The sequence below is a fragment of the Bartonella sp. CL434QHHD genome (assembly GCF_042195145.1).
Classification (GTDB): domain Bacteria; phylum Pseudomonadota; class Alphaproteobacteria; order Rhizobiales; family Rhizobiaceae; genus Bartonella.
The window spans coordinates 25,215-49,187 of the sequence record NZ_JBHINT010000056.1 but is presented as its reverse complement, the minus strand read 5'-3'; the positions used below and the strand labels follow the sequence as shown (position 1 = coordinate 49,187).

At 37.8% G+C, this 23,973-nt stretch carries 19 protein-coding genes and 1 pseudogene; 16 read left to right on the top strand and 4 right to left on the bottom strand.

What is annotated here, in order from left to right; translation table 11 throughout:
• Positions 1-1,268: 1,268 nt before the first annotated feature.
• On the bottom strand, positions 1,269-2,270 hold the full coding sequence (locus tag ACFILN_RS08830) for a bifunctional riboflavin kinase/FAD synthetase (protein ID WP_273790966.1): 1,002 nt from the start codon (positions 2,268-2,270) through the stop codon (positions 1,269-1,271).
• Positions 2,270-3,115 carry a TIGR01459 family HAD-type hydrolase gene (locus ACFILN_RS08825; protein ID WP_375671332.1) on the bottom strand — a complete coding sequence of 282 codons (846 nt, stop codon included), beginning with the start codon at positions 3,113-3,115 and terminating at the stop codon, positions 2,270-2,272. Before ACFILN_RS08825 ends, ACFILN_RS08830 begins: the two co-directional genes overlap by 1 nt.
• Before the next feature lie 1,181 nt (positions 3,116-4,296).
• Between ACFILN_RS08825 and ACFILN_RS08820 the strand changes: the two are divergent.
• Positions 4,297-4,651: pseudogene (locus ACFILN_RS08820) on the top strand (helix-turn-helix domain-containing protein).
• 1,020 nt (positions 4,652-5,671) lie between these two features.
• On the opposite strand, the gene ACFILN_RS08815 reads toward ACFILN_RS08820, so the two are convergent.
• Together ACFILN_RS08815 and ACFILN_RS08810 are read right to left on the bottom strand one after the other, a co-directional pair.
• On the bottom strand, positions 5,672-5,902 hold the full coding sequence (locus ACFILN_RS08815; protein WP_375631349.1) for an EexN family lipoprotein: 231 nt from the start codon (positions 5,900-5,902) through the stop codon (positions 5,672-5,674).
• 1,051 nt (positions 5,903-6,953) lie between these two features.
• Positions 6,954-7,679 (bottom strand): hypothetical protein, encoded by a 726-nt coding sequence (locus ACFILN_RS08810; RefSeq protein WP_375671330.1) that lies wholly within the window; start codon positions 7,677-7,679, stop codon positions 6,954-6,956.
• A 398-nt stretch (positions 7,680-8,077) separates the two neighbouring features.
• Between ACFILN_RS08810 and ACFILN_RS08805 the strand changes: the two genes are divergently transcribed.
• The 15 genes from ACFILN_RS08805 to ACFILN_RS08735 all read left to right on the top strand — a co-directional run bounded on the left by ACFILN_RS08805 (position 8,078) and on the right by ACFILN_RS08735 (position 23,670).
• Positions 8,078-8,398 carry a TrbC/VirB2 family protein gene (locus ACFILN_RS08805; protein ID WP_273790962.1) on the top strand — a complete coding sequence of 107 codons (321 nt, stop codon included), beginning with the start codon at positions 8,078-8,080 and terminating at the stop codon, positions 8,396-8,398.
• Positions 8,399-8,707, top strand: coding sequence for a type IV secretion system protein VirB3 (locus ACFILN_RS08800; protein WP_273723684.1), 309 nt, complete (start codon positions 8,399-8,401; stop codon positions 8,705-8,707).
• A 22-nt stretch (positions 8,708-8,729) separates the two neighbouring features.
• Positions 8,730-11,084: a VirB4 family type IV secretion/conjugal transfer ATPase gene (locus ACFILN_RS08795; protein ID WP_273790961.1), complete on the top strand. Its 2,355-nt coding sequence runs from the start codon at positions 8,730-8,732 to the stop codon at positions 11,082-11,084.
• Complete coding sequence (locus ACFILN_RS08790; protein WP_375671328.1) at positions 11,081-11,566, top strand: type IV secretion system protein VirB5; 486 nt, start codon at positions 11,081-11,083, stop codon at positions 11,564-11,566. The genes ACFILN_RS08795 and ACFILN_RS08790 overlap by 4 nt, the downstream gene beginning before the upstream one ends.
• A complete protein-coding gene (locus ACFILN_RS08785) occupies positions 11,553-12,530 on the top strand; it encodes a type IV secretion system protein (protein ID WP_273790982.1) in 978 nt (325 codons plus the stop codon). Before ACFILN_RS08790 ends, ACFILN_RS08785 begins: the two co-directional genes overlap by 14 nt.
• A 210-nt stretch (positions 12,531-12,740) precedes the next feature.
• Positions 12,741-13,055: a type IV secretion system protein VirB7 gene (locus ACFILN_RS08780; protein ID WP_273790959.1), complete on the top strand. Its 315-nt coding sequence runs from the start codon at positions 12,741-12,743 to the stop codon at positions 13,053-13,055.
• Entirely contained in the window at positions 13,009-13,713 is a 705-nt protein-coding gene (locus ACFILN_RS08775; protein WP_273790958.1) for a virB8 family protein, read from the top strand. The genes ACFILN_RS08780 and ACFILN_RS08775 overlap by 47 nt, the downstream gene beginning before the upstream one ends.
• Entirely contained in the window at positions 13,710-14,576 is an 867-nt protein-coding gene (gene virB9, locus ACFILN_RS08770) for a P-type conjugative transfer protein VirB9 (RefSeq protein ID WP_375660912.1), read from the top strand. The genes ACFILN_RS08775 and virB9 overlap by 4 nt, the downstream gene beginning before the upstream one ends.
• On the top strand, positions 14,569-15,729 hold the full coding sequence (virB10, locus tag ACFILN_RS08765) for a type IV secretion system protein VirB10 (RefSeq protein ID WP_273790956.1): 1,161 nt from the start codon (positions 14,569-14,571) through the stop codon (positions 15,727-15,729). Before virB9 ends, virB10 begins: the two co-directional genes overlap by 8 nt.
• Positions 15,726-16,796, top strand: coding sequence for a P-type DNA transfer ATPase VirB11 (gene virB11, locus ACFILN_RS08760; protein ID WP_273790955.1), 1,071 nt, complete (start codon positions 15,726-15,728; stop codon positions 16,794-16,796). Before virB10 ends, virB11 begins: the two co-directional genes overlap by 4 nt.
• 107 nt (positions 16,797-16,903) lie before the next feature.
• Positions 16,904-17,077, top strand: coding sequence for an antitoxin VbhA family protein (locus ACFILN_RS08755; protein WP_275065231.1), 174 nt, complete (start codon positions 16,904-16,906; stop codon positions 17,075-17,077).
• Between the two features lie 10 nt (positions 17,078-17,087).
• Positions 17,088-18,719, top strand: coding sequence for a BID domain-containing T4SS effector (locus ACFILN_RS08750; protein ID WP_375671326.1), 1,632 nt, complete (start codon positions 17,088-17,090; stop codon positions 18,717-18,719).
• A 155-nt stretch (positions 18,720-18,874) separates the two neighbouring features.
• Positions 18,875-20,791 (top strand): Ti-type conjugative transfer system protein TraG, encoded by a 1,917-nt coding sequence (traG, locus tag ACFILN_RS08745; protein ID WP_273790952.1) that lies wholly within the window; start codon positions 18,875-18,877, stop codon positions 20,789-20,791.
• Between the two features lie 1,065 nt (positions 20,792-21,856).
• A complete protein-coding gene (locus ACFILN_RS08740) occupies positions 21,857-22,078 on the top strand; it encodes a hypothetical protein (RefSeq protein WP_375631330.1) in 222 nt (73 codons plus the stop codon).
• A complete protein-coding gene (locus ACFILN_RS08735) occupies positions 22,072-23,670 on the top strand; it encodes a BID domain-containing T4SS effector (protein ID WP_375637744.1) in 1,599 nt (532 codons plus the stop codon). The genes ACFILN_RS08740 and ACFILN_RS08735 overlap by 7 nt, the downstream gene beginning before the upstream one ends.
• Positions 23,671-23,973: the final 303 nt, after the last annotated feature.

Genomic DNA, 23,973 nt, shown 5'->3' with positions numbered 1-23,973 from the left:
TGAAGCTGTTATTTTCATGATTTAAGAGATATTGCTCTGGACCCTTTTGAAAGTAGCAAAGCCGAATTTAAAAAAGACTGTCATCTGGACTGATTTTCCCCTTTATAACTTCATATTTTTTCCCAATAAGGCTGTAAACCGGTTTCAGAGATTACGCAAATGGATAATGCAATAGGGCTATCCTCATCTAGCATACAAAAGCTGTAACAGCAGGGAGAGCACTAAAGCGCTTTAATCTTTGTCTCAAACATACTGCTCGCGTTGGGGATCGCTAAAGAAAAAGTTTTATAAGAAAAACAACACGATAAAGTCACGAATAGACCGAACATAGATTGGAAAGATGTTCTAACTTTTATCCAATATTTCTATCAAAAAACAACAAAACATTATTGGCTTTGTGTTTTCATATCCTTACAAGACTGTCTTTCCTTTTCATTATAGGCGTTACATTTGTGAAAGACAAAAGAAATATATGGATAGTTCTTAGCTTGAGAATCTAAAAGATTGACGTGTTACGACAACAAAATTGTGCCTTTATCCATCAAAAGCATTAGAAATTTTGAAACAAATATACCTGCTTTCTCGCAATGATTTCTTTTTATCTACAATCAATCGCAGTCTCCTTAATATGCATTCCCCATCACAATATACAAGAGAAACGAAACTTAAAGCATTTTCCAGCAGCTTCATTCTCGTTTACGTGATTGGTTAGCACGAAAACTGCTGCTGACCACTAATCTTCTTCACAAGACTCGACAAACAAAACTTTTGTAAAAATATTCATTACATAATACAAAATATCACATGCGTAAGGTTACACGAACCAACTCTCATCATAAACGATGATACGGCATAAATGACATAATAAGCCAAATTAGAAAAAAGAAACAATAAACTTTTAAAATAAAAAAAGTCATCAATTAAATTTTATCAAACTATAAGCTTAAAATCGCAAGAAGTTTTAAAAACAGCCTTTCTCCTTCTTCACGTCTATTATTGCTAAATAGGCTGGTTGCTTATTCTTTACTGCATCTTTTATGACGAGTTTTAACGTATCAGAAAGAAACAAGCAGTAAAGTTTTAAATGACAACAAAAACCATAAAGTTAACTTTGAAAAAAATGATGCCAAAATCAGATCTTCAGATATTCGATTCTCCCTCTCAACAACGGAAAAAACATATATTCCACGATGTTTTGGAATATATGTTTGTGATTATAATCACTTTAAGTGCTATTTTTACAGCTCTTCTCTCTTTTTCAGATCAGTTTAGGACATATTTTTAAAAGTAAGCAGCCTATCCAACGTTGATAATGGTTGTACTGTCTTTAAAATTTCTTTTGCTTTTTTTTCATCACGATGCATTTGCGCAATCAAAGGTTCAAGCCCATCAAATTTTTCTTGTCCTCGCAAAAACTGGAAAAAAGAAACGGTACAGCTTTCCCCATAAAGGTCGTCGTTAAAGTCAAACAAATAGGTTTCCAAAAGGGGAGCACCATCTTTAACAACCGTTGGACGACAACCAAAGCTTGCAACACCATCATACAAAACACCGTTCGCACGACGCAAACGTACCGCATAAACACCATGAGCCAAACGAACTTGGGGAGGCAACATTTGATTAGCGGTAGGAAATCCCAAAAGACGTCCAAGTTTTTCACCTTGAATAATATTGGAGCGTATCCGATAGTGATACCCTAATAAATGGGCTGCTTTGTCCACTTCCCCTTGTGAGAGAAGTTGCCGAATAAAACTAGAAGAAATGATCAAAGGTTGTGAATCTTGAGAACGAGAAACGCAAGAAACTTGCACAACCTCAAATCCATATTTCTCTCCCCTTTGGCAAAGAAGATGTACATTTCCGCTTTTCTGATGACCAAATTGAAAATTTTCGCCTGTCACCACAACTGAAACATCAAAAACTTCCTTTAAAAACGACTTGATAAATTCGTCCGCTGAAAGAGCGGCAAACTGTGCATCAAACGGCTGTTCAATCACGCAGTCAAAGCCAAGGGTTTTAAAAATTTCAGCTTTTTCAGCTGCCTCTGTCAAACGATAGACAGGAGCTGAATGTTGAAAAAAACTTCTTGGATGGGGTTCAAAGGTTAAAACAACTGCTGGTTTCTTTTTTATACGGGCGAAATCAAGCGCTTTTTGCAACACCACCTGATGTCCGCAATGAACACCATCAAAATTTCCAAGTGCCAACACTGCTCCCCGCCAAGCCGAGGGAAACATATGAATTCCCTGAAGACGCAAAAAATTAGTCATTACTGAAGTGCCCACATGATTGCTTGTGGTTTATAACCATGACGTTCAAGAAAAGAATGCAAAGCTTGCTTATCAACCACACCATTTTGCGTATAATCATAATGATGAATCCCCCCCATAATATAAAGGGCATCAAGACCAAAATGAGCCGCCCCCTTAATATCCGTTAAAAGACCATCACCAATAGCTAAAACTTGACTTTTTTCTACTGTTCCCCGTACTTTTTGAAGTTTTTCAAAGGCACATTCATAAATAGGCGCGTGAGGTTTTCCAGCAATGCGCACCTCCCCCCCTAATTGTTGATAAAGACGAGCCAATGCACCAGCGCACCAAAATTCTTTATTTCCATAATGGACAATCACATCTGGGTTCGCACAAATAAAAGGTAAATTCCGCGACCGCATGCGACGAAACATCTCCTCATAAGCAGAGGGTTCTTCGTCAAAATCTTCAAGAAAACCGCTACAGACGACAACAGAAGCCTCCCATTCTTCAACAAATTCACACTCTAACCCTTCAAACAGCACCAAATCATGCTGTGGACCAATGAAAAAAACTTTACGCGGAGCAGTCAGAATAAGATCGCGCGTTACATCCCCTGAAGTGATAATGGCATCATAATAGTCGCTATGAACATTCATACTTTGTAATTGAGCAGCAACATCTTCCCGTAGCCGAGGAGAATTGGTCAATAAAATGACAGTTTTTCCCATTTGTCGGATTTTATACAACGCCTTCAACGCTGGTTCAAATGCATGTACACCGTTATGCACAACACCCCACACATCACAAAAAACAGCATCATAATGCGCTATAATAGTCTCAATATGGATAACTTCATTCATGGTGCACCTATCTCTATTTGTCATTTAAAGCTGTCTTTTACTTCAAAATTACTTACCGAAAGATAATACTTGTGTCATCTGCTTTCTCAAACCATATCCCAACTTTTTATCGTCTATAGAGATCATAAGAAATGATAAAATAACTAAGTTATCATTAAGTTGTGCAAAATTCTAAAATGCTTGATAGCAAAAGCTTATCATTCCCCAATGCTCATTTTTCTCATAAAAATTTTAATTCTAACAACAACGACGTTGGTAGAGTTTTTTATCTAAAATACTCAAATTCTTCACTGAGAAAATAAACGTATCCCCCTCTTAAAAACATGCATCATGAGAAAGCCCAATATATTTTCTCATTTCAAATCCGTTTATATTGAATCAATCAAAACTATTGACTTACACATTATAAACGGAGAGCGTACAGATAAAAACACGTGAAGAAAGAAAAAATAGCTCTTATGCTCCCTTTCAAAGGCAAAAACTGTCGTAATATTTTGAACTGGCCGAGAGTATATGCCGTCCGAGCATCTTTTTTTCAATATAGCTTTTATCCCATTCATAGAGGCTTTTACACTACACACTTTACGAAGCACCATTGTAAAATAGGCGCTAACATTGAGAAATATATTCTTAAAAAAATGTGTGAATATACAACAATCAGATCTATAATGTTTTGAGTTTATTTTGCATGAGGGCTCTTTACTCATAAAAGCTTTCCCCTATCATCATGATATCTCAGACGCATCAAAACAAGCCATTTTGGTATTGGTTAAGAGCAACACCGTAAGCGGTGCCTTGAGCTTAAAAACCAAGGTTTACCTTCGTAAAATGCATATCTGATGTCATGCGTTTAGTAAGCAAACCTTAAAAGTTTGAAAGGCAAACAACCTCTCATTTGGAAAAATCTTGTCCGTCTCAAGAAAAACTATTTTTATTGCCAATCTCCTAAAATTACTTTATGAGTCAGAAAGTGTCTTGGTCGCATACGCAACGACCAATAGGGATTAAAAGCCTGAAAACTCAAACATGAATTGACCCCGCTTTGCGGGTATCCCGGAATTCCGGGAGGTTTTGCTATGTCCAAGTTCTTCTCAGCACTAAAAGCAAAATGCTGATTTGAGTTCAGTACTTTTAACTCCCGGAATACTCATGCGAGGGCGCTCGCAACCGGTGGGGGAAAAATGCAAGCTCCAAATCTTAATATTGATCTTTTTGTAGGCAAAAAGATTCGCTTTAGGCGAAAAATGCTAAAAATGTCTCAAAAAACATTAGGGCATTATTTAGGTGTCACTTTCCAACAAATCCAGAAATATGAAAAAGGCTTAAATCGCGTGAGCGCAGGACGTTTAAAGGAAATTTCCGATATTTTGAATGTTCCACTTGCCTTTTTTTTACACTGATATCATCAAAAAAGACAACACCCCGTACCATTATGATGAAATCGCCTCGAGCAAAGAGGAATATTTGCTTTTAAAAAGTTTTAGAGTCCTCACATCTGTCAAACAGAAAGCGATTTTAAACTTAATTTGTGATTAAAATTAAAACGCTTTAAAAGCATAGCTATAGGGTGCTACACGCCCTATTTTTGGCTTTCTCCCCACACCTTCAAAGGATGCAACCCCCTTCTTAAACCGGTTGATGAATAATCCGCCTTCTCAAAAATAGCTCCTTCTCAGATTCCCATTTCATATGGTTCCTTTCACAAAATTATACAAGCAAGCCCTCCCTTGAATATTCATCACACTCTCTCATCAAAACACCCCATGTATAAAGTCTTATGTCTTATATCACCACACCCGCAAACGATAGCGTTTTACAGCACAACAGAATAAGCATTTATCCGTATTTAAAGGGAGCTACCTTTTCGCTATGGACGCTCTCTTTATTTTAGATGATGTGCATTTAATATATCTTCTATTAAAGACTTAGTATCTGTTATAAAGTCTTAAAGGCATATTTTTCCTTTAAAATCTCAATGCTACAGCAACTCCATCATAAGGCAACACATTGATTTATAATGAGTATTCATTATTTTACATGTTAAATGAGAATCCAGAGTATCGTAAGATTCTTTCATTTCAAATCTGTTCCATGTTGAATCAACCAAAACTATATCTCTTGCAGGTTACAAGTGGGAAGAGGCGTATGGATAAAAACTATTAAGTAAGAATTAAAAATGCCTCTAATGAACCGTCTCAAGTACCAAGAGCTGTAAGCAACACTCACGAGCTGGCAAACTATGTGATGGTGCAAGGCTTACTCCGTTATGAAGCGTAAAGATGGGTGCTCAATGGCTTTACCCTTATACCCTTTACGAACAGCGTCGCAAAATAGGCTTGGATACCTTGAGAGATATTTCTATAAGACAATGTATCTAGTTCTCTCATGATCATAATCCTCAATCTGATAAAGTTGAAACAAACAACAGGATTGCGAATATGATTTAGGGAGCTCATCTGAAAGATGAAAAATGATAAAAAATTCCGCTATAACAATTGAAGAAGCGAGCATTCGTTGAGCCGTAACTTCTTTATTTTAGAATTTTTATATCACACTTTACTGTTGAGATGCATGACCACTGTCTGTAACATCAAGCTTTGGCGAGAAAAACATTTCAGTATCTGCTTGTAAGACATTTTGACAGTTTTTAGATTCCTTAACAGCTTGTCCTGAAAGAAAACACCTCGTTCCCCATTCTTCTTTTAATTTTGCATCTTTTTTAAAATCTTCTACGCTATAGTTTTTTTCACACCCCACGACGAATAATAGAGCCGTGCATAATAAAATAATTTTTTTTCATTTTATCCCTCTTTAAATATCTTATCTGTTAATATCATCCCCCCAAATGAGGGTTGAATTTTCACACTGTATGAGAATACAGCCTCACTATCACTGACTTGCTTTCAAAGTGAACACTCTAAGTAAAATAACGCAAAGAAGAGCTCACAATAGCTATCATATGAGTTTGTCATAAAATACAATGAGAAGGGAAAGGGCCAAAACTGAACACAAATGACGAAATCAGAAGACGCATTAATGCTTTTGTCCAACTGATTTCAAATAGTTACATTGCAATAGGCATCGCCCCTAGCCCTATAGAAAGCCTATGAGCATTATAATACTTAAGTCTCACGATCAATGGGTGACAAAGCCATAACAAAAAAGTATGAGCTCTTTTTACCTATTTGTATGTTGATTATTGTTCCCCCATCGAATGCTTAAATAGAAACGTTTTATGGTACATAGAAAACAATCAACAAGGCAAATCATTTTTACGAAGATTTCTTCGTGTAGAGTCTACTTGAAATCCATCCATCTTTTAGAAATCTGAATTTAGAAGCAGATAATTATGAAAGTTTTTCAAGGAATGCAACAGATTGATCACTTTTAAAGAAGTAAAAAACGTGATCCAATCCTGAAGATAAAATTCTGATGAAGAAAACTTTTGCTAGGAATTCTTTTAAGGCATTGTAAAATATTCTATCAGTTATATCAAACGTTATCCCATTTTGGGGGCTGTTCATTTTTCACTTTTTCAACTTCGCTCTAGAAATCCGTTTCTTGAGCGTTTTTTATCGTCTCACTTTCTCCTTCAAACACAAATACTCAAAAATGCTTTGCCACCAACAATGAAGTTTTCCTGCTTGTATAAAACACATAAGTAAAAATAGAAGAGCGATTTTGAGAGCAAACCTCCCTGAAAAAGGAAGTATCATCCATTTACTTCATAAACGAAAATAATCTCACGGTTTATTCAAATTTGCTCTATGGTTTGGTACAATTTTATTGATAAAGCTTTCTCTATAAAGATTTAAGTAAATATGTTCGTTAAAACCAATCACGGACTTGCAAAGGGGTTGTAAGATCCATTATCTCTCCGCCATTTTAAAGGTTCAGTGAAATCACTTGACCAAAGACCAATCTTGTTGCCACGTGCTTTTTCTTCCGCATGATGATACTGGGCTGGAATAGGATTTTTTCCCTCTTTTGAGAGTACCAACATACCTTCTGTAAGACCTGCCTCAGCTAAATCAACCCCTTGAACAAAACATTGCGCATAATAAACACCATTGTGCATCAAAGCCTGTTTACAGGATAAATCCTGCCCAAGTGTTTTGGTGACAAGCCAAGCCATTGTAACCACACCACAGGGCCATTCTTGATCATTTAATCTTGCTTTTTGACGGGGTGCACATGTGTCTACACCATAAAGATGAATATCACGGATGATATGTGATCGCCAAGATTGTGCAGAAGGCGTCAGTAATTTAAATGTAACCCCACTTGTAACAGAGGCCTTACCATGAAAAACAATAGCATTATTTGCAACATCGTTTAATGAAACACTCTTCTGCAAATCGAGATCTGATTCATTTTTTTCTAATTGCTGTTTGGTGATAGATTTACCCAACTTTTTTTCTTCTCGATAGAGATCGACAATATCTTGTATATCTTGCGTCTCAAATGTTTTAAGAATGCTGAAATCCATTTTATCTTTATATTGGCTTAATCCCCACACTATGGAACCCATAATGTAAACAATAACAATCAATTTAAATAGCATTTCTTAACACGCTCGCTCAAAAAATTCATTGTTTTTCTATCCTTTCACATTATTTATCAGCAATCCCCTTGTTTTTAAAGAAAAAAATCAAATATCTGTGTTGCATATTAACTACACTTTGTAAAGAATAATATTCCTTCTTGCATTGTTTTAATATTGTTGTTTTTACAAACGAGTACAACTTAAAATTGCCATTTTCATGTAGCACAATCTCAATTTGAAAAGACTTCTGTCTCTTTAAGAAGAAGAGCTTGAGAGTGAACAGATCCACGATCAAAGCTTTAAAAACAAACAAATGAGGAGAATTAAACTGTCATCAAATGACAACACTCTCCAGTTTGTTAGAGGCAATGGAATGTCGACATATGAACAAATATTATTTGTTAAAGAGAGGTAAAATGACAGATAATAGATTCCAAAACATCATTTTTATCGTGACCATGCTGCTTTTTACGGCAGTTTTTGTATCTGATCTTTCTTATGCTGCTCCTGCTGCTAGTGGAGGTGGTTTCGGGAATCTTGATGGTGTTTTAGGCAACATTGTCGCAATGATGACGGGTGCAACGGCAAAGCTTATTGCAATTATATGTGTTGCTGCTGTGGGGATTGGTTGGATGTACGGCTTTATTGACTTACGCAAAGCAGCTTACTGTGTTCTGGGGATTGCTATTGTTTTTGGTGCCCCTGCTCTCGTTGGTAAATTAGCGGGCACAACATAAATGAACGAAGATACTCTTTTCCTTGCCTGTACGCGCCCAGCCATGTTTGCTGGTGTTACAATGGAAGCGATGGCGCTTAATGTCATGGCGACATCCATTCTTTTCATTTTGACCAGTGATTTTACCATGTTTGGTCTTGGGATTGGGATACACTTTATTTTGCGAGAAGTGACAAAGTATGATCACAACCAATTTCGCGTATTATTTGCATGGCTCAATACCCGAGGAAAACAAAAAAACCTCAACAGATGGGGAGGAGGTTCGACCTCCCCTTTACGCCTTATCCGCACTTATAAGGAACTAAGCTGAAGGAACGAAGCCGGTGAAACAGATGTCAATAATGAAACGGGAAACTTTGCCTGAAGAATATATTCCCTATATACGCTACATCAACCAACATGTCGTTGCTTTAAATTCACGCTGTTTAATGGTTGTGTTGGCTGTTGAGGGTATAAATTTTGACACTGCGGATATTGATCAATTAAATTCTTTACACAACCAATTAAACACCCTTTTAAAAAATATCGCAGACGAACGGCTTGCTTTATATTCTCACATCATCCGCCGCCGTGAAACGATATACCCAGAAGGTCATTTTCTTTCATCTTTTGCAACAACATTAGATGAGAAATATAAAAAGAAAATGGTTTCGCAAGAACTGTATAGAAATGATTTGTTTATTTCACTGCTTTGGAATCCGGCAGCGGATAAAACAGAAAAGCTGGTTTCATTTTTTCAGCGCTTGAGCAAAGCGAAGAAAACACAATCTGAACCCGATGAGGAAGCTATTCGTAAACTCGAAGAGTTAAGTCAAGATCTTATGCAAGGTTTGGAAGAATATGAAGTCCGTCTGTTATCAATCTATGAACATGAAGGACTTTTATTTTCCGAACAAAGTGAATTTCTCCACCAGTTGGTAGGGGGAAGACGTGAGCGTATTCCTCTCACATTTGGAACTATTGCTTCAACAATTTACTCGGATCGTGTTATTTTTGGGAAAGAAATTATCGAAATTCGCCATGAAAGCAATGAACGCTTTGTGGGCATGTTTGGATGGAAAGAGTATCCTTCTAAAACACGCCCAGGTATGACTGATGGTCTGCTTACGGTGCCATTTGAATTCATTTTAACACAATCCTTTGTCTTTAAAAGTAAGGCAGCCGCCAGTGCAATTATGAGCCGCAAACAAAATCAAATGATCAATGCAGCTGACCGTGCTAGCTCACAAATCGATGCACTAGATGAAGCGCTAGATGATTTAGAATCAAACCGTTTTGTTTTGGGAGAACACCACATTTCTTTAGCTGTTTTTGCTGATCATCCCAAAATATTGTCTGAAAACTTATCAAAAGCACGTTCCCATTTAACCAATGGAGGAGCGGTGATTGCCAGAGAAGATTTAGGATTGGAAGCAGCATGGTGGGCACAGCTTCCTGGAAACTTTAGCTATCGGGCGCGTTCAGGCGCCATTACTAGCAGAAACTTTGCCGCTTTATCGCCTTTCCATTCTTTTCCCGTTGGCAAACTGAAAGATAATGTTTGGGGAGCTGCTGTCGCATTGCTAAAAACACAGGCTGGTTCACCTTACTATTTTAATTTTCATTATGGCGATCTTGGAAACACGTTTGTTTGTGGTCCATCGGGATCCGGTAAAACAGTGATTGTTAATTTTCTTCTTGCACAATTACAAAAACACAATCCAACAATGGTTTTTTTTGATAAAGATCAAGGAGCAGAGATTTTTGTACGGGCTGGAGGAGGGAAATACAAACCTTTAAAAAATGGGCAGCCCACGGGTATTGCTCCCTTAAAGGGCATGGAATACACCGAAAAAAATAAAATCTTTCTTCGTAATTGGATCTTAAAGCTGGTAAGCGCTGAAGGGCAAATCGTAACAGAAGAAGAGCGACAAGATATCGCCAAAGCTATTGATTCCTTAGAAAACTTACCCCCAACCCAGCGCTCTCTTGGTGCACTTCAACTGTTTTTTGACAACACATCCAAAGAAGGGATTGCCATACGGCTGCAACGCTGGATTAGAGGCAATGATTTAGGATGGGTTTTTGATAATGATCAAGATGATCTCAATTTAAATGCGCAATTCATTGGATATGACATGACCGATTTCTTAGACAATGAAGAAATTCGGCGTCCCTTAATGATGTATCTCTTTCACCGCATTCTTGATTTGATTGATGGGCGGCGCATCATTATTGTCGTTGATGAATTCTGGAAAGCTTTGGAAGATGATTCATTCAAAGCTTTTGCTCAAGATCGGCTAAAAACAATCCGTAAACAAAATGGCATGATGCTCTTTGCAACACAAAGCCCTAAAGACGCTTTGAACTCAACAATCGCGCACACAATTATTGAGCAGTGCCCCACTCAAATATTTTTTCCAAATCAAAAAGCAAATTATAATGATTATGTCGAAGCTTTCAAACTTACTGAGCGTGAATTTGAACTGATACAGTCAGAATTAAGCAGAGAATCCCGTCGTTTTCTCGTCAAACAGGGGCAAAGTTCCGTTGTTGCAGAACTTAACTTACGTGGAATGAATGATGAGATCGCCGTTTTAAGCGGCACAACAAAAAACATTGAACTCATGAATGAAATTATCAACGAATATGGAGCTGACCCTGACAAATGGCTGCCCATATTTTATCAAAGGAGAAAAAATCAATGAAAAAATATGGCTTAGTTACACTGTTATCTTTTTCTTTTATTTCTCATGCAATATCACAAACGACACCCGATGCGGAGGAATATTATAAACAAGCACTCGAGAACACACAAAAATTAGATGCTGCAAAATCAGAAACAGCTGAAACCATTTATAAGACTGCAACAGATACTGCAAAAAAAATTAAAGAAATAAGTCAACAGCTTGAAAATATTAAATCAAAACCAGACACAAAACCCGAAGAATTGCAAACCCTTCGACAAGAGATTCAAGTAAAGCTTTCTCTTCTTCAAGCAGATCTTCAAGTAAGTTCTTTAAAACTTCAGTCTCTCGATATGATTCAAGCAAGAGATACGAAAACAAAAGATGAATTACGTGAAGAAAAGGAACAACAAAAGCATAAACATCTTGAGGCACAATTAAAAGAAAAAGAAAAACAATTAAAAGAAAAACTTGAAAGTACGAATACAAATGTCAGACTTTAGTTTTTCTCCCTTTGAAAGCGTTTCTGGGTATATTTTAAAACCCTTAGATAATGTGATGGACACAACGGTGAGTGGGCTATCTTCTGCTATTTCAGCGCCCTTAAATCTCGCTGCAATCATTTTTATCTTTCTTTATGGCTATAATGTTATGACAGGTCGCGTTGCGCTTTCCATGCATAGTCTTCTCAATAATGTTGTTAAAATCGTTGTTGTTACAACAATGGCAACGAATGCGGATACATTTAATACTTACGTCAAGGATATTTTCTTCAAAGATTTATCCAACGCTATTGGGAATGCGCTTAACAGCAATCCTGCAAGCTCCAATGTTTTTGATTATATTTTGTTAAAGGCAAGTTCGCGCTATCAAGAAGTCTTATACAATGCTTGGTTTTTTGAAAAGATCATTGTGGGTCTTCTTGGTTCTATCATGCTTCTCGCGGTTATTCTTTTTTGTATAGGTGGTTTTATTGTGCAAATGTTTGCACAAGTTGCACTCGTCATGATTATAGGTCTTGGTCCTCTATTCATTAGTTTGTATTTGTTCAATGCAACGCGAAAATACTCCGATGCATGGATTACAACTTTGATCAATTTTACCATTTTACAAGTTCTCGTGATCATGCTTGGAACCATTATATGTCAAGTTATCCTACAGGTTCTCAAAGTTTCATATGAATCAATCTATGTTCTTTTCCCCCCTGTCATCGTCATTTCGATCATAGGGGTTATTATCTTCCGTGCGCTTCCCGGTATTGCAACAGCGCTGGCCTCTGGCGGACCATACTTTAACACTGCTGTCTCTTCAGGAGGACAGGTTTTCACAATGCTTGCCAATAGTGCAAGAGCGAGTGGGAATGCAATAAAAAGTGCCACTTTACAAATCTCAGGAGCTGCCGGTAAAGGTGCGGCAGGTGCGGCGGCAAAAGCAGGAAGATCCGGAGGTGGACGTGGTCGATTTTAAGATAAAGCACCTCTTTAAAAGAATAAGCATTTTTGTTTTTGCCTTGCGTGCGCCCTTTGGCGCACGCACCATGATCTTTTTCCATGAAAGATCTAGCATCTTGGGTCTTACAACAAAACCAATCAAAATCTTGCATCATATAAATTTGTAAAAATGTTCAGAATAAAGGCTCTCATGCATTGTATTCCAAGATATTTGTGAGTTCAAAAAATGAAACGAAAAATAACTTTTGTTATGGTCCTAACAATCGCTCTTACTGGTTGTGCCTCTTTGAGTGGCCCTAAAAAACCACCACGCTGTAATGGCAAACATACACGTGCTTTAAATAAAGATAAGTGGAATTGGGACAATAAAAACGTTGTCCACTCAGAAAAGAGCGTAAAGCCTGTTACCACTCCCATCATTCTCAATACTTTGGAAAGTGAAAAGGTAACAGCCAATTTGGCACTCAATTCAGCTTTATTAAAGCCGGTTATTCATGAAGCACGATCTGATAAAAAAGTGGAGGTTATGCGTGAAAAGTGATGCCCTTGAAGAATATATAAAAGAAGCGCGCTCATTTGACATTGATCGCATGCATAGCATGCGCGTGCGGATGAAAATTTCCATGGCTTTAACAGTGCTTTTGGGATTGATGACGATTGCGCTGGCTTTAGCTGTCGCAGCTTTGACGCCTTTGAAAACAGTAGAGCCTTTTGTTATCCGCGTTGATAACTCAACAGGCATTATTGATACTGTAAGCGCCCTAAAAGAATCCCCTAACGACTATGATGAAGCGATAACGCGTTATTTTGCCAGCCAATATGTTCGTGCTCGTGAAGGTTTTCAAGCATCCGAAGCAGAAAACAATTTTCGCTTAGTTTCTCTTTTATCTTCTCCAAAAGAACAAAACCGTTTTGCAAAATGGTACGCGGGCAATAATCCAGAAAGTCCGCAAAATATTTATCATAACATGATTGCTACGGTCACCATCAAATCAATCTCTTTTATAAGCAAAGATCTTATCCAAGTTCGTTACTATAAAACGATCAGAGACTTTAATGAAAAAGAAAATATTTCCCATTGGATTTCAATCTTAAATTTTTCCTACGTGAACGCACACATTTCAACGTCTGATCGTCTTATCAACCCTCTTGGTTTTCAAGTATCGGAATATAGATCTGATCCAGAGGTGATAAAATGATCAGACTTTTACAAACAATCTCTTTGATTTTTACGATCACTCTCAGCTTTCACACAGTTCTCTCACTTGCAGAAACAGCGCCTGTCAGTGCACGTAAAGATAACCGCATCAGATTTGTCAATTATGACCCCTACAACGTCGTACAAATCATTGGCTCCATTCGCTCTTCGGTTCAACTAGAATTTGCCGTTGATGAAGAAGTAACCTATGTAGGAATTGGAAATTCGGTTGCTTGGCAAGTTGCTCCGGCTGGACACTTTGTTTTTCTCAAACCACGTGAAGTCCAACCTGTGACCAATTTACAAATTGTCACAAGCCGCCAAGATGGAACACAACGCTCTTATCAATTCGAGCTACAAGTCCGTGAAGGTGATGTTTCAGCCGGCAATGAGACGTATTTCTTGGTAAAGTTTCGTTACCCAGAAGATGAAGCATTACGTAAGAAATTAGCCGAAGCAGAAAAAGAAAAACAACGTGAAGAAAACTTTGTCAATGATATTTTAAATATCCATGAAGATTTTGGACCACGCAATTGGGCTTATGAAGCCCAAGGCTCTTCCCTTATTGAACCCGCTTCTGTCTATGATAATGGGAAAACAACAACCTTTATCTTTTTAGGCAACATTGAAATCCCTGCCATTTACATTGTATCGCCTGATGGGCAAGAAGCGCTTATTCCCAAATCGATTAAAGGCAACAAAGTTATTGTTCATGCAACAGGTGCACAATTCACGTTACGACGTGGGAATGAAGTATTGTGCATCTTTAATAAAAGATTCGTACCAGAAGGAATTAATCCTGAAACAGGTACGACATCACCATCTGTACAACGTAAAATGAACCTAGGAAGCAGCCATGAATAACACCGTGGATGAAAAAAGCATTAATGATCGCGATACAATAAAAAATGCTCAAGGGAAAAGTCAACAGAACAATGTGGGGAAAGCTATTGCTCTTATTATTCTTTTCAGTGTCTGTCTTTATTTAGCCTATTCAACACTTGTTACAGACAAAAAACAACCAATTGAATCTTCAAAAGAAGGAAACGTTATAAAACAAACAGAGCTTTTTCGCCCTGCAAAGCCTACCCCTCCCCCCTTTGAACAGCCTCAACGAAATAACGCTCTATTACCAAAAGTCGAACTACCAACACCAAACATCAATCAATTAAATTCTGATAACTCACTGCTGGAAGCAGCACAACGTGCTCCTGTATTAGCTTATGCAAGTACACAACAAGGCAAAATAGATTCACAAACAAATAATGGTGTTTTGCCTCACCAACTTGAAAGCAAACCTGATGAAATAACACAACGTTTTAATCATCTTCTTAAACCCACAGTGCTTGAAGGTATTCGTGCTTCAACCCTTGGCAATCGAAACTACATCATCGCGATGGGAACGTCTATCCCTTGTATTTTAGAAACAGCCATCAACAGTGATCAACAAGGTTTTGCCAGTTGTATTGTTTCCAGAGATATCTTATCAGACAATGGTCGTGTTGTCCTTCTTGATAAAGGCACCCAAATTGTTGGTGAATATCGCGCCGGATTGAAAAAAGGCCAAACACGTCTCTTTGTACTATGGAATAGAGCAAAAACCCCCAATGGTATCATTATATCCTTAGCTTCACCGGCAACGGATGCTTTAGGGCGTTCTGGTATGGATGGAGATATTGATAACCATTGGCTTGAGAGGATTGGGTCTGCGCTTCTTGTATCACTAATAAAAGATGTAACACACTATGCCAATAAACGTTTATCAAAAAAACAGGAAAAAGAAGAAACTGAAACAGTCTCTTCAGGACAAAACATCGCAAACATTCTCGTAGAAAATTACGCCAATATTCCTCCAACATTATCCAAAAACCAAGGGGAAATGGTGAATATCTTTGTTGCCCGCGATTTAGATTTTTCCAGCGTTTATAAATTGAAAGTCATCGAAAACAAAAAACAGATTATCAATCGAGCTGTTTCAAGAAACTTTTACAAAAATTCGGCGGTAACTTTAGAATGAACTCAAACTTACATACCATGAGCGATGAAACCGTTGCGATTGTTCTCACAAAACTTGAACCCATCAGTACTTTTTTGAAAGATGATAGTCTCTTTGAAATTGTTATCAATCGTCCCTATCAAGTAATGACTGAAGGGTTTGATGGATGGAAAACAATAGAAGCTCCGGCTCTCTCTTTTAATGAGCTTATGGGGATTGCGAAAGTTGTCGCATCCTATTCCAAGCAAAACATATCGGACAAAAACCCAATATTATCTGCAACGCTACCAGGCAATGAGCGTATTCAAATTGTCATTCCGCCCGCTGTCGAAAAAGACACGATTAGTATGACAATTCGTAAACCGTCATCGCAGAGTTTTTCTCTCGAAGAGCTCGCAAATAAGGGCCTCTTCTCGCTATGTGAACGGGTATCTTTCACGCCCTTGCATGACTATCATTCTCGTTTTAACGAACTCAAAATCATCGAGCATAACTTAGCTCATGCCTACTGTAATAAAGACTTTGTCTCCTTTTTAAATCAAGCTGTAGAATGCCAAAAAAATATTTTAATTGCGGGAAAAACCGGTTCGGGTAAAACAACATTATCAAAAGCATTAATCGCAAAAATCCCTCAAGAAGAGCGTATTATCACCATCGAAGACACACAAGAATTGGTGATACCACACCCTAACCATGTCTCAATGTTCTATTCAAAAGATGGACAAGGCTTAGCCTCCGTTGGCCCCAAAGAGTTGCTTGAATCATCTTTACGGATGCGTCCTGATCGTATTCTTTTGCAAGAACTTCGAGATGGTACAGCCTTTTATTATATCCGCAATGTCAATTCAGGTCATCCAGGCTCCATTACAACGGTTCATGCCTCAACAGCCCTTGCAGCCTTTGAGCAGATGACCCTTTTGGTCAAAGAAAGTGAAGGCGGTGGTGATTTAGAGCGTGATGATATTCGAGGACTGTTGATTTCAATGATTGATATCATCATCCAATGCAAACGGATTGAAGGAAAATTTAAAGTCACAGAAATTTATTACGATCCCTTCAAACAACGAAACATCTTTGGAGGGGACTAAAGGAAGATCACACCGGCTGCCAAAGGCTCTTTTAAAGAAACGATTGCAAATAAAAGGAAAAATGCGTGAAAACCAAAGAAACAGAAAACAGAGAAAATCTTTTATCGATGACAGAAGAAGAATTGAAAAAACGCCGTGAAGCCGTTGAAGCAGCCATCAGCACCCATGCAATAGAGGGAATAGCGCTTCATTCCAAAACGTTGAAAATTTTAGAAGAATACGCAAAGGGGAATATTTCACTCGAGGAATTTAATACTCTTATGGACAACACGACATTATAAGGAAGCTACAATGCCAAAAGAAAAATTAAAAAAAACAGATGTGACATCCACAGTGCCTTCCCCTGAACATTATATGTATCCTAAAAGCAAAACATTAAAAAATAAATATGGAATAACAAACCTTGACGCTTTTACGGCAAGATGTGCGCATGATTCAGCAAAAGCGATGGTTAATCTGCGTGAAGCCCCCTTACCAGAAAAGTTTGATAGCTCCTATCTATGCCTTATTCATCAATGTCTATTTGAAAATACCTTTGAATGGGCTGGACAAACCCGCAATGTTCCCTTTACATTTGAAGATGGTACTACTGCCGTCGCTCCAGTAATGAAAAAAATAACAAATTTTGCAGTCGGTAGCGAATTACAAGAAGGTTTACAAAAATTAGATCAAACGCTTGCCGAAAAAAATAATTTGCAGGATTTATCATGCAAAGAATTTGCTTATGAAGCAGCCAAAATATTTGCCTCTCTCAACTATACACACCCCTTTAGAGAAGGCAACGGACGTACACAACGGATCTTTTTTGAAAATCTTGCCAAAGCCGCAGGGCATCAGCTTGATTTTTCACTGGTTACAAAAGAACGCATGTTGGTTGCTAGTGTTGCAGCAATACAAAATGACAATCTAGAACCAATGCAACATCTGTTTGACGATATCTCTAATCCCAATAAAATACCTCTTTTAAAGGAATTCATGAGCAACACGAAAGAACTTGGGCGTAGTGTGAATGATCGCCCTGTTATGGTCACAAAGGAAGGTGAAACCTACACGGGCACCTATAGAGGTGCTGGTCTTAACAGCTTTGCCTGCAATGTAAAAGGAGCTTACATTATCGGCAATAAAGAACATCTCACACCAGAACAACTCAAAACATTAAAACCCGGTGATAAATTTACCTTTACCGTTCCCGAAACAAAAGAGCTTGAAAGCATTCTTATTCCAGAAGAGAAATTAGCCCCTTTGACAAAAAATGAAACGGCCCAAATGGTTGCAGAAGATGCCTGTGTCCACGTAAGCCTAAAACAGGTCCAGAAACTGTCAAAAATTGTTTATGGTAATACAAAAACATTAGACAAACAGATGGTAGAAATCATCAAAAATCCAAGCTTAGGCCAACAGCTCGCCAACAAGATTGAAAGGGCACCGAGCTCTGTTTCTCGTCTTGCAGGTTTCAGTTTATGTGGACTACAAAATCAGGCACGTGCAAACGCTAAAAATCATATTGGTATGCTCTGTACTGCCGTTGCAAATTTCGCGTATGCTGTAAAATATGCTGAAAAGGAAATCACGCAAGAACATGCAACAGAACAAAGTCGCCTTGCAAAAACAATAGAAATGCCAAGTCAAAGCTTGCAAGATCTCCTCGCCTTGCCAAAAGAATTACAGCAAGAAGCTTTAGCAAAAAATTCTTTATGTCAAAAAGAGCTCAGCAACTTTGTAAAAAAGATCAACACCCGTCTTTCACCAAATGAACATAAAGCAGTTCAAAATAATGATTATGAAACACTGGCTCAAAGCATTGGCGTATCAGAAAATAAAGCCAAACAAATTACACAAATTATTAAGCAAACCAAAGAAGTACATCAGCAAGCACAAATATGCACAATGCGCCATTCCAAAGCATTCGCTATGGCCTGCTAAGAATGGATAAAACCTTCCTCCTTGATGAGAAAGGCTCATAAACGAAAACTGTTTGGCGTTATCTGCACCTTTGCAAAAAGAGATGAGAGTTAATATCACGTACCTGAAAAAGAGCATTTCGCAACATATTCTGATAGAATTGAGAGTAAAATACAATGAAATATACCAAAACACAAATGGTACTTATTTTAACACCAATCGCTTTAGGTGCTTTAACGATATTCCTTGTCCCTCATTTTTTACTGTTAATAACAAATGGACTAAAGAGCGATCAAATTTATTGGACTCTTCGTTCTGAGCCTTTATTAGTCTTAGCACTAACGGCTGCTGTTTCATTGTTGTATAGTCTGTCGCAAAAACTGCACTTACGTAAAATAATCACTTTTGTCTCCGTTGTTTTTTTTGGAACAACCGCTCTTTACTATATTGGTGGTGAAATAAAACGTTTAAGTCCCTATGTTGGCCAACAAGGAATAACGTGGAGCTATGCGCTTCAATTCATGGACCCCATGGTTGTCTTTGGCATCATCATTGGTGGTTTTCTTTCCATCATTCAATTCATAACAACCTCTCCACCTAAAAATAAGGTCAAGCGTGCAAAAAAAGGTGTTTTTGGTGAGGCCTCTTGGATGAATTTAAGAGAGGCAGCAAAAATCTTTCCTGCCAATGGGCAAATTGTTGTGGGTGAAAGATACCGTGTTGATCAAGATAATGTGTGCAAAATTCCCTTTGCGCCTGGCAATAAAACAACATGGGGAAAGGGTGGAACAGCCCCTTTGCTAACCTTTAATCTTGATTTTGGTTCAACTCATATGATCTTTTTTGCTGGTTCTGGTGGCTATAAAACCACAAGTACAGTAGTTCCTACGTGTTTAACCTATCCAGGGTCTATTGTTTGTCTTGATCCTTCAACAGAAGTTGCCCCAATGGTCAAATTTGCGCGTCAAAAGATGGGGAATAGAAATGTCATTGTTCTCGATCCCAATTCATTTTTAACAAAAAATTTTAATGTCATCGATTGGCTTTTAGACGACAGCGTACCACGCACACAACGCGAAGCGAATATTGTAAGCTTTTCCAAGTTGCTCCTTACAGATAAAAAATCAGACAATTCTTCAGCAGAATATTTCTCGACACAAGCCCATAATTTATTAACAGCTCTTCTTGCTCACGTTGTATTTTCTGATGAATATGAAGACAGCGAGCGCAATTTAAAAACATTGCGTGGCATTCTCTCTCAATCAGAAACAGCTGTTGTTAATCAATTACGCATGATTCAAGAAACAACACCTTCTCCTTTTATTCGTGAAATGGTTGGTATTTTTACAGAAATGGCAGAACAAACCTTTTCAGGAGTCTATACAACCGCCTCAAAAGATACCCAATGGCTTTCTTTGTCCAATTACGCAGATCTTGTCTGCGGAGATGATTTTTTTTCCTCAGATATTGCAAATGGCAATACAGATGTTTTTCTCAATCTCCCCGCAAGCATTTTAAACAGTTATCCAGCTATTGGACGTGTAATTATTGGCGCCTTTCTCAATGCCATGGTTACAGCAGACGGTAACTATAAAAAGCGTGTTTTATTTGTCTTAGATGAAGTTGATCTTCTAGGCTATATGAATATTTTAGAAGAAGCACGCGATCGTGGACGTAAATACGGTACATCCTTAATGCTTTTTTATCAATCCTCTGGTCAGTTGGTCAATCACTTTGGAGAAGCCGGAGCACGCTCATGGTTTGAAAGCTGCTCTTTTGTCAGCTATGCTGCCATTAAAGACCTCCAAACAGCCAAAGACATTTCAGAACGCTGTGGCCAAATGACCGTTGAAGTCACCGGAACAAGCAAATCAAGAGGCTTATCCTTAGGAAAGAGTTCATACAACGTCAATTACCAACAAAGAGCCCTGATTTTACCCCATGAAGTTATTCAAGAAATGCGTCAAGATGAACAAATTATTCTTATGCAAGGACACCCCCCTTTGCGATGTGGTCGCGCCATTTATTTCAGAAGAAAAGAAATGTTAGCCGCAGCTGCAAAAAACCGCTTTGCCCCACAAAAGAAAAACTAACCTCCTATTATGAGATCTTGACTATGAAAAGAACAACCACAAAAACAACATAGATTTCTATTTTTTAAAAACCCGTTAACAAAAAGTTTTTGAACGCTTCCTCACACATATAAGGAAAACATGATAAAAAAATCCGTGTTTTTTCCTTTTTGTATTTTGTGTATCGTTTTACCAGCGCCCATCATCTTTATAAAAATACCACCCCCTCAAATCACCTATAACTAAACCAACATCTCTACTTGGGAAAGTCTGCAAATACATTCCTACAAAGCTTTTTGTGTATAATTTATCCCCTACAAACAACCAAAAACATTTCACAACGCTAATCCCCAATATCAAGACTTAAGAAAAACAAAAGATTGATCTTTGAGACAAGAACTCTCAAAACACCCACACTCAAGAACATCGATTTTTCCCAAAAAACATTTAAGATATACATCAAAATGAATAAATCATTCTTATACAAGCTTTTCCCCCTTTACGATATCATAAAGTGTTCTATTTTAATGATAAAGCGCTGAAAAAGGCTTTTCTCCCAACCAAAGAAAGAGTTTTCTCTCTTATGGATCTTAGAACAGCGCAATACAATAAGAGCAACAATACAAAATAAAAAACATTTTGTTGCAAAAATACACAAACAAGATGTTCGTATGGCAAGATATTCATATGGAGCAGTAAGAAAAACATAATGGAGAAAAATTCTTGATAACTGCTTTTACCCATAGATTCACCAATCTGAGTACTGTGTATGAAAAGTACCAGCACCATCCGCTAACCAAGAGCGATCGCACCCGCCATATCCACGCCCCTCATCAAAGCGCTCTTGCAAACAACTTTGTTAAAGGAAAAAAACAACAATTTTAAGCAACATTTTTCTTTTTGACCTCTTCCTTACACCTCAAAGAACGAAGATTTTACCCAAAGTCAATTTGTAGAAAATCCATTTTCTAACTACTCATGGGATTCATATCAAGGCCCTCAATACCAGTATTTTACAGCACAAGGTAATAAACAAAGGAACCATCAGAAAAACTTTTCAAAAATAAATGAAAAAAGAAAATAGGCATGAAAACAATCATAACAGAACATTTTGCACCTCTTACACCAAAAACCTTTCAAAAGCATCACAAAACGATTGCTACAACTATCCATACACTGGAGGGAAAAGTGCTTTCTCTCATAACTACCAAAATCTCAAAAGAATACGCGAAGGGGAATTTTTCACATGCAGCGTTTAAGACGCTCATCAACCACCACCCTACCTACTTAGGAGAGATTATATGTTAGAGCAAAATTATCTATATAAAGGTACCCCAACACTCAAAAATAAATATGGCATAAAAGACCCCAAAAAACTGTATGAACGCTGTGCTCATGATACCGCCAGAGAAGCCGTCAATTTTCGCCACGAACCACTTCCACAAAAATTTGATGCTTCCTATCTAAAACTAATCCACTGGAGCCTCTTCCACAGAACTTTTGAATGGGCTGGAAAAACCCGCGATACATCCTTTACATTTGAAGACGGCACCACTGCCCATATGCCGGCGATGCGTCCCAAAGGTTATGAAGTTCCTTTTGCTATCGGACCGCAGATTCAAAAAGAACTAAAACAACTCGAAAAAACACTTAATGAGAAGAACAATTTAAAAGGTTTATCGCGCCAAGAATTTGCTGAAAATGCCGCAGAAGTTTTTATGGCGCTCGAGCACGCACATCCTTTCAGAAAAGGGAATGGGCGCGTCAATCGAATGTTTATGGAAAAACTTGGACAAGCCGCAGGACATACCATTGACTTTTCTTTCATCACAAAAGGACGCATGACAGCAGCTTGTATTGAAGCCATGCAATATGGCAATCCCCAACCGATGAAAGATCTTTTTGAAGATATCACACATCCGCAAAAATCCCTTGTTTTAAAAGAATTCATCTCCCAAATGAGAAACGCGGGACTGGATGAAATTAACAATCGTGTTGTTGTTGCAACAAAAGAAGATGTAACCTACGAAGGCGTCTTTAGAGGTTTTTCAGCAGAAGGTTTTGTCATGGAAGTAGAGGGTGCTTTCGTAGTCGGCCACAAAGATGATCTCCCCCCAGAACTCGTCAAAACATTACAAAACGGTACTCGCCTCTGCTTTCAAAAAACCAACGTTCAAAATGTAAAAGAAATATTGATCCCAAAAGAAACATTAGAATCTCTCACCCATGAAGAGTTATTCACAAAGATTTCAAATGACGCTTATGTTGAAGCATGCCGAAAAGAAATCAAAAATTTATCAAAGACTGTTTATGGTAAAATCCACGCCTTAAATACAAAAATAGATATCTTAACGGCTGATCCAAGCTTAGGAAATCAATTTGCTGATGAAATTTTACAAAACCCTCAATCAATTTCTAAACTTGCAGGGAGAAAAATACTTGACATGAAAAGCCCAAATCGCAGACTGGCGGAACAAACTGCTCCACAACTCAGCCAAGCCCTTAAAAATTATGCCACAATAACACAACAAACAAAAGAAGAAATTTTAGAGCAACATCAAAGAGAACAAAATCGCCTGAGTCACACTGTCGAAACACCTGGAAAAAATTTACAAAACCTTTTTGCCTTACCAAGAGAACAACAAAAGGAAGCTTTATTGCATTCTCTAACACTACGACAAGAACTCCATCACTTTTCGCGCCAACTACACAATCGTCTATCCTCAGAAGAGCGTAAAGCCATACAAGAAAAAGATCATACCAGACTAGCGTGCCTCCTTGGGACATCGGAAAGCAAAGCAAAAGAAATTGCGAATACTGTAAAGAACACCCAAGAAGCACAATGTCAAGCCCGCAGCTTGAAAGTTAGTCGCTCTTCATCGCTTGCTCTTACCGGCTAAAAACGCGTGAACTTTTGCCTTCCAACTAACTCTTAGCGCCAATCATTTTATCTCCATTACGCTCACCAATTGTTTTAAAATGGTACAAAAAATAGTCCTAAAAATGAATCCTTTAATTTGATGTAACTTATTGATAATATTTCATAAAAAAACTGTATAAAAGACATAAATGTCCACTATATATCAATATGAATAGCGCGAAATCTTTGGAGGTCATTTAATTTGATATCTTACCTTATCCTAAAGTTGTTATCAAAAAAGTGAGGAATGCGCCAAAGAGGTTTTCTAAAAATATTGAAAGGA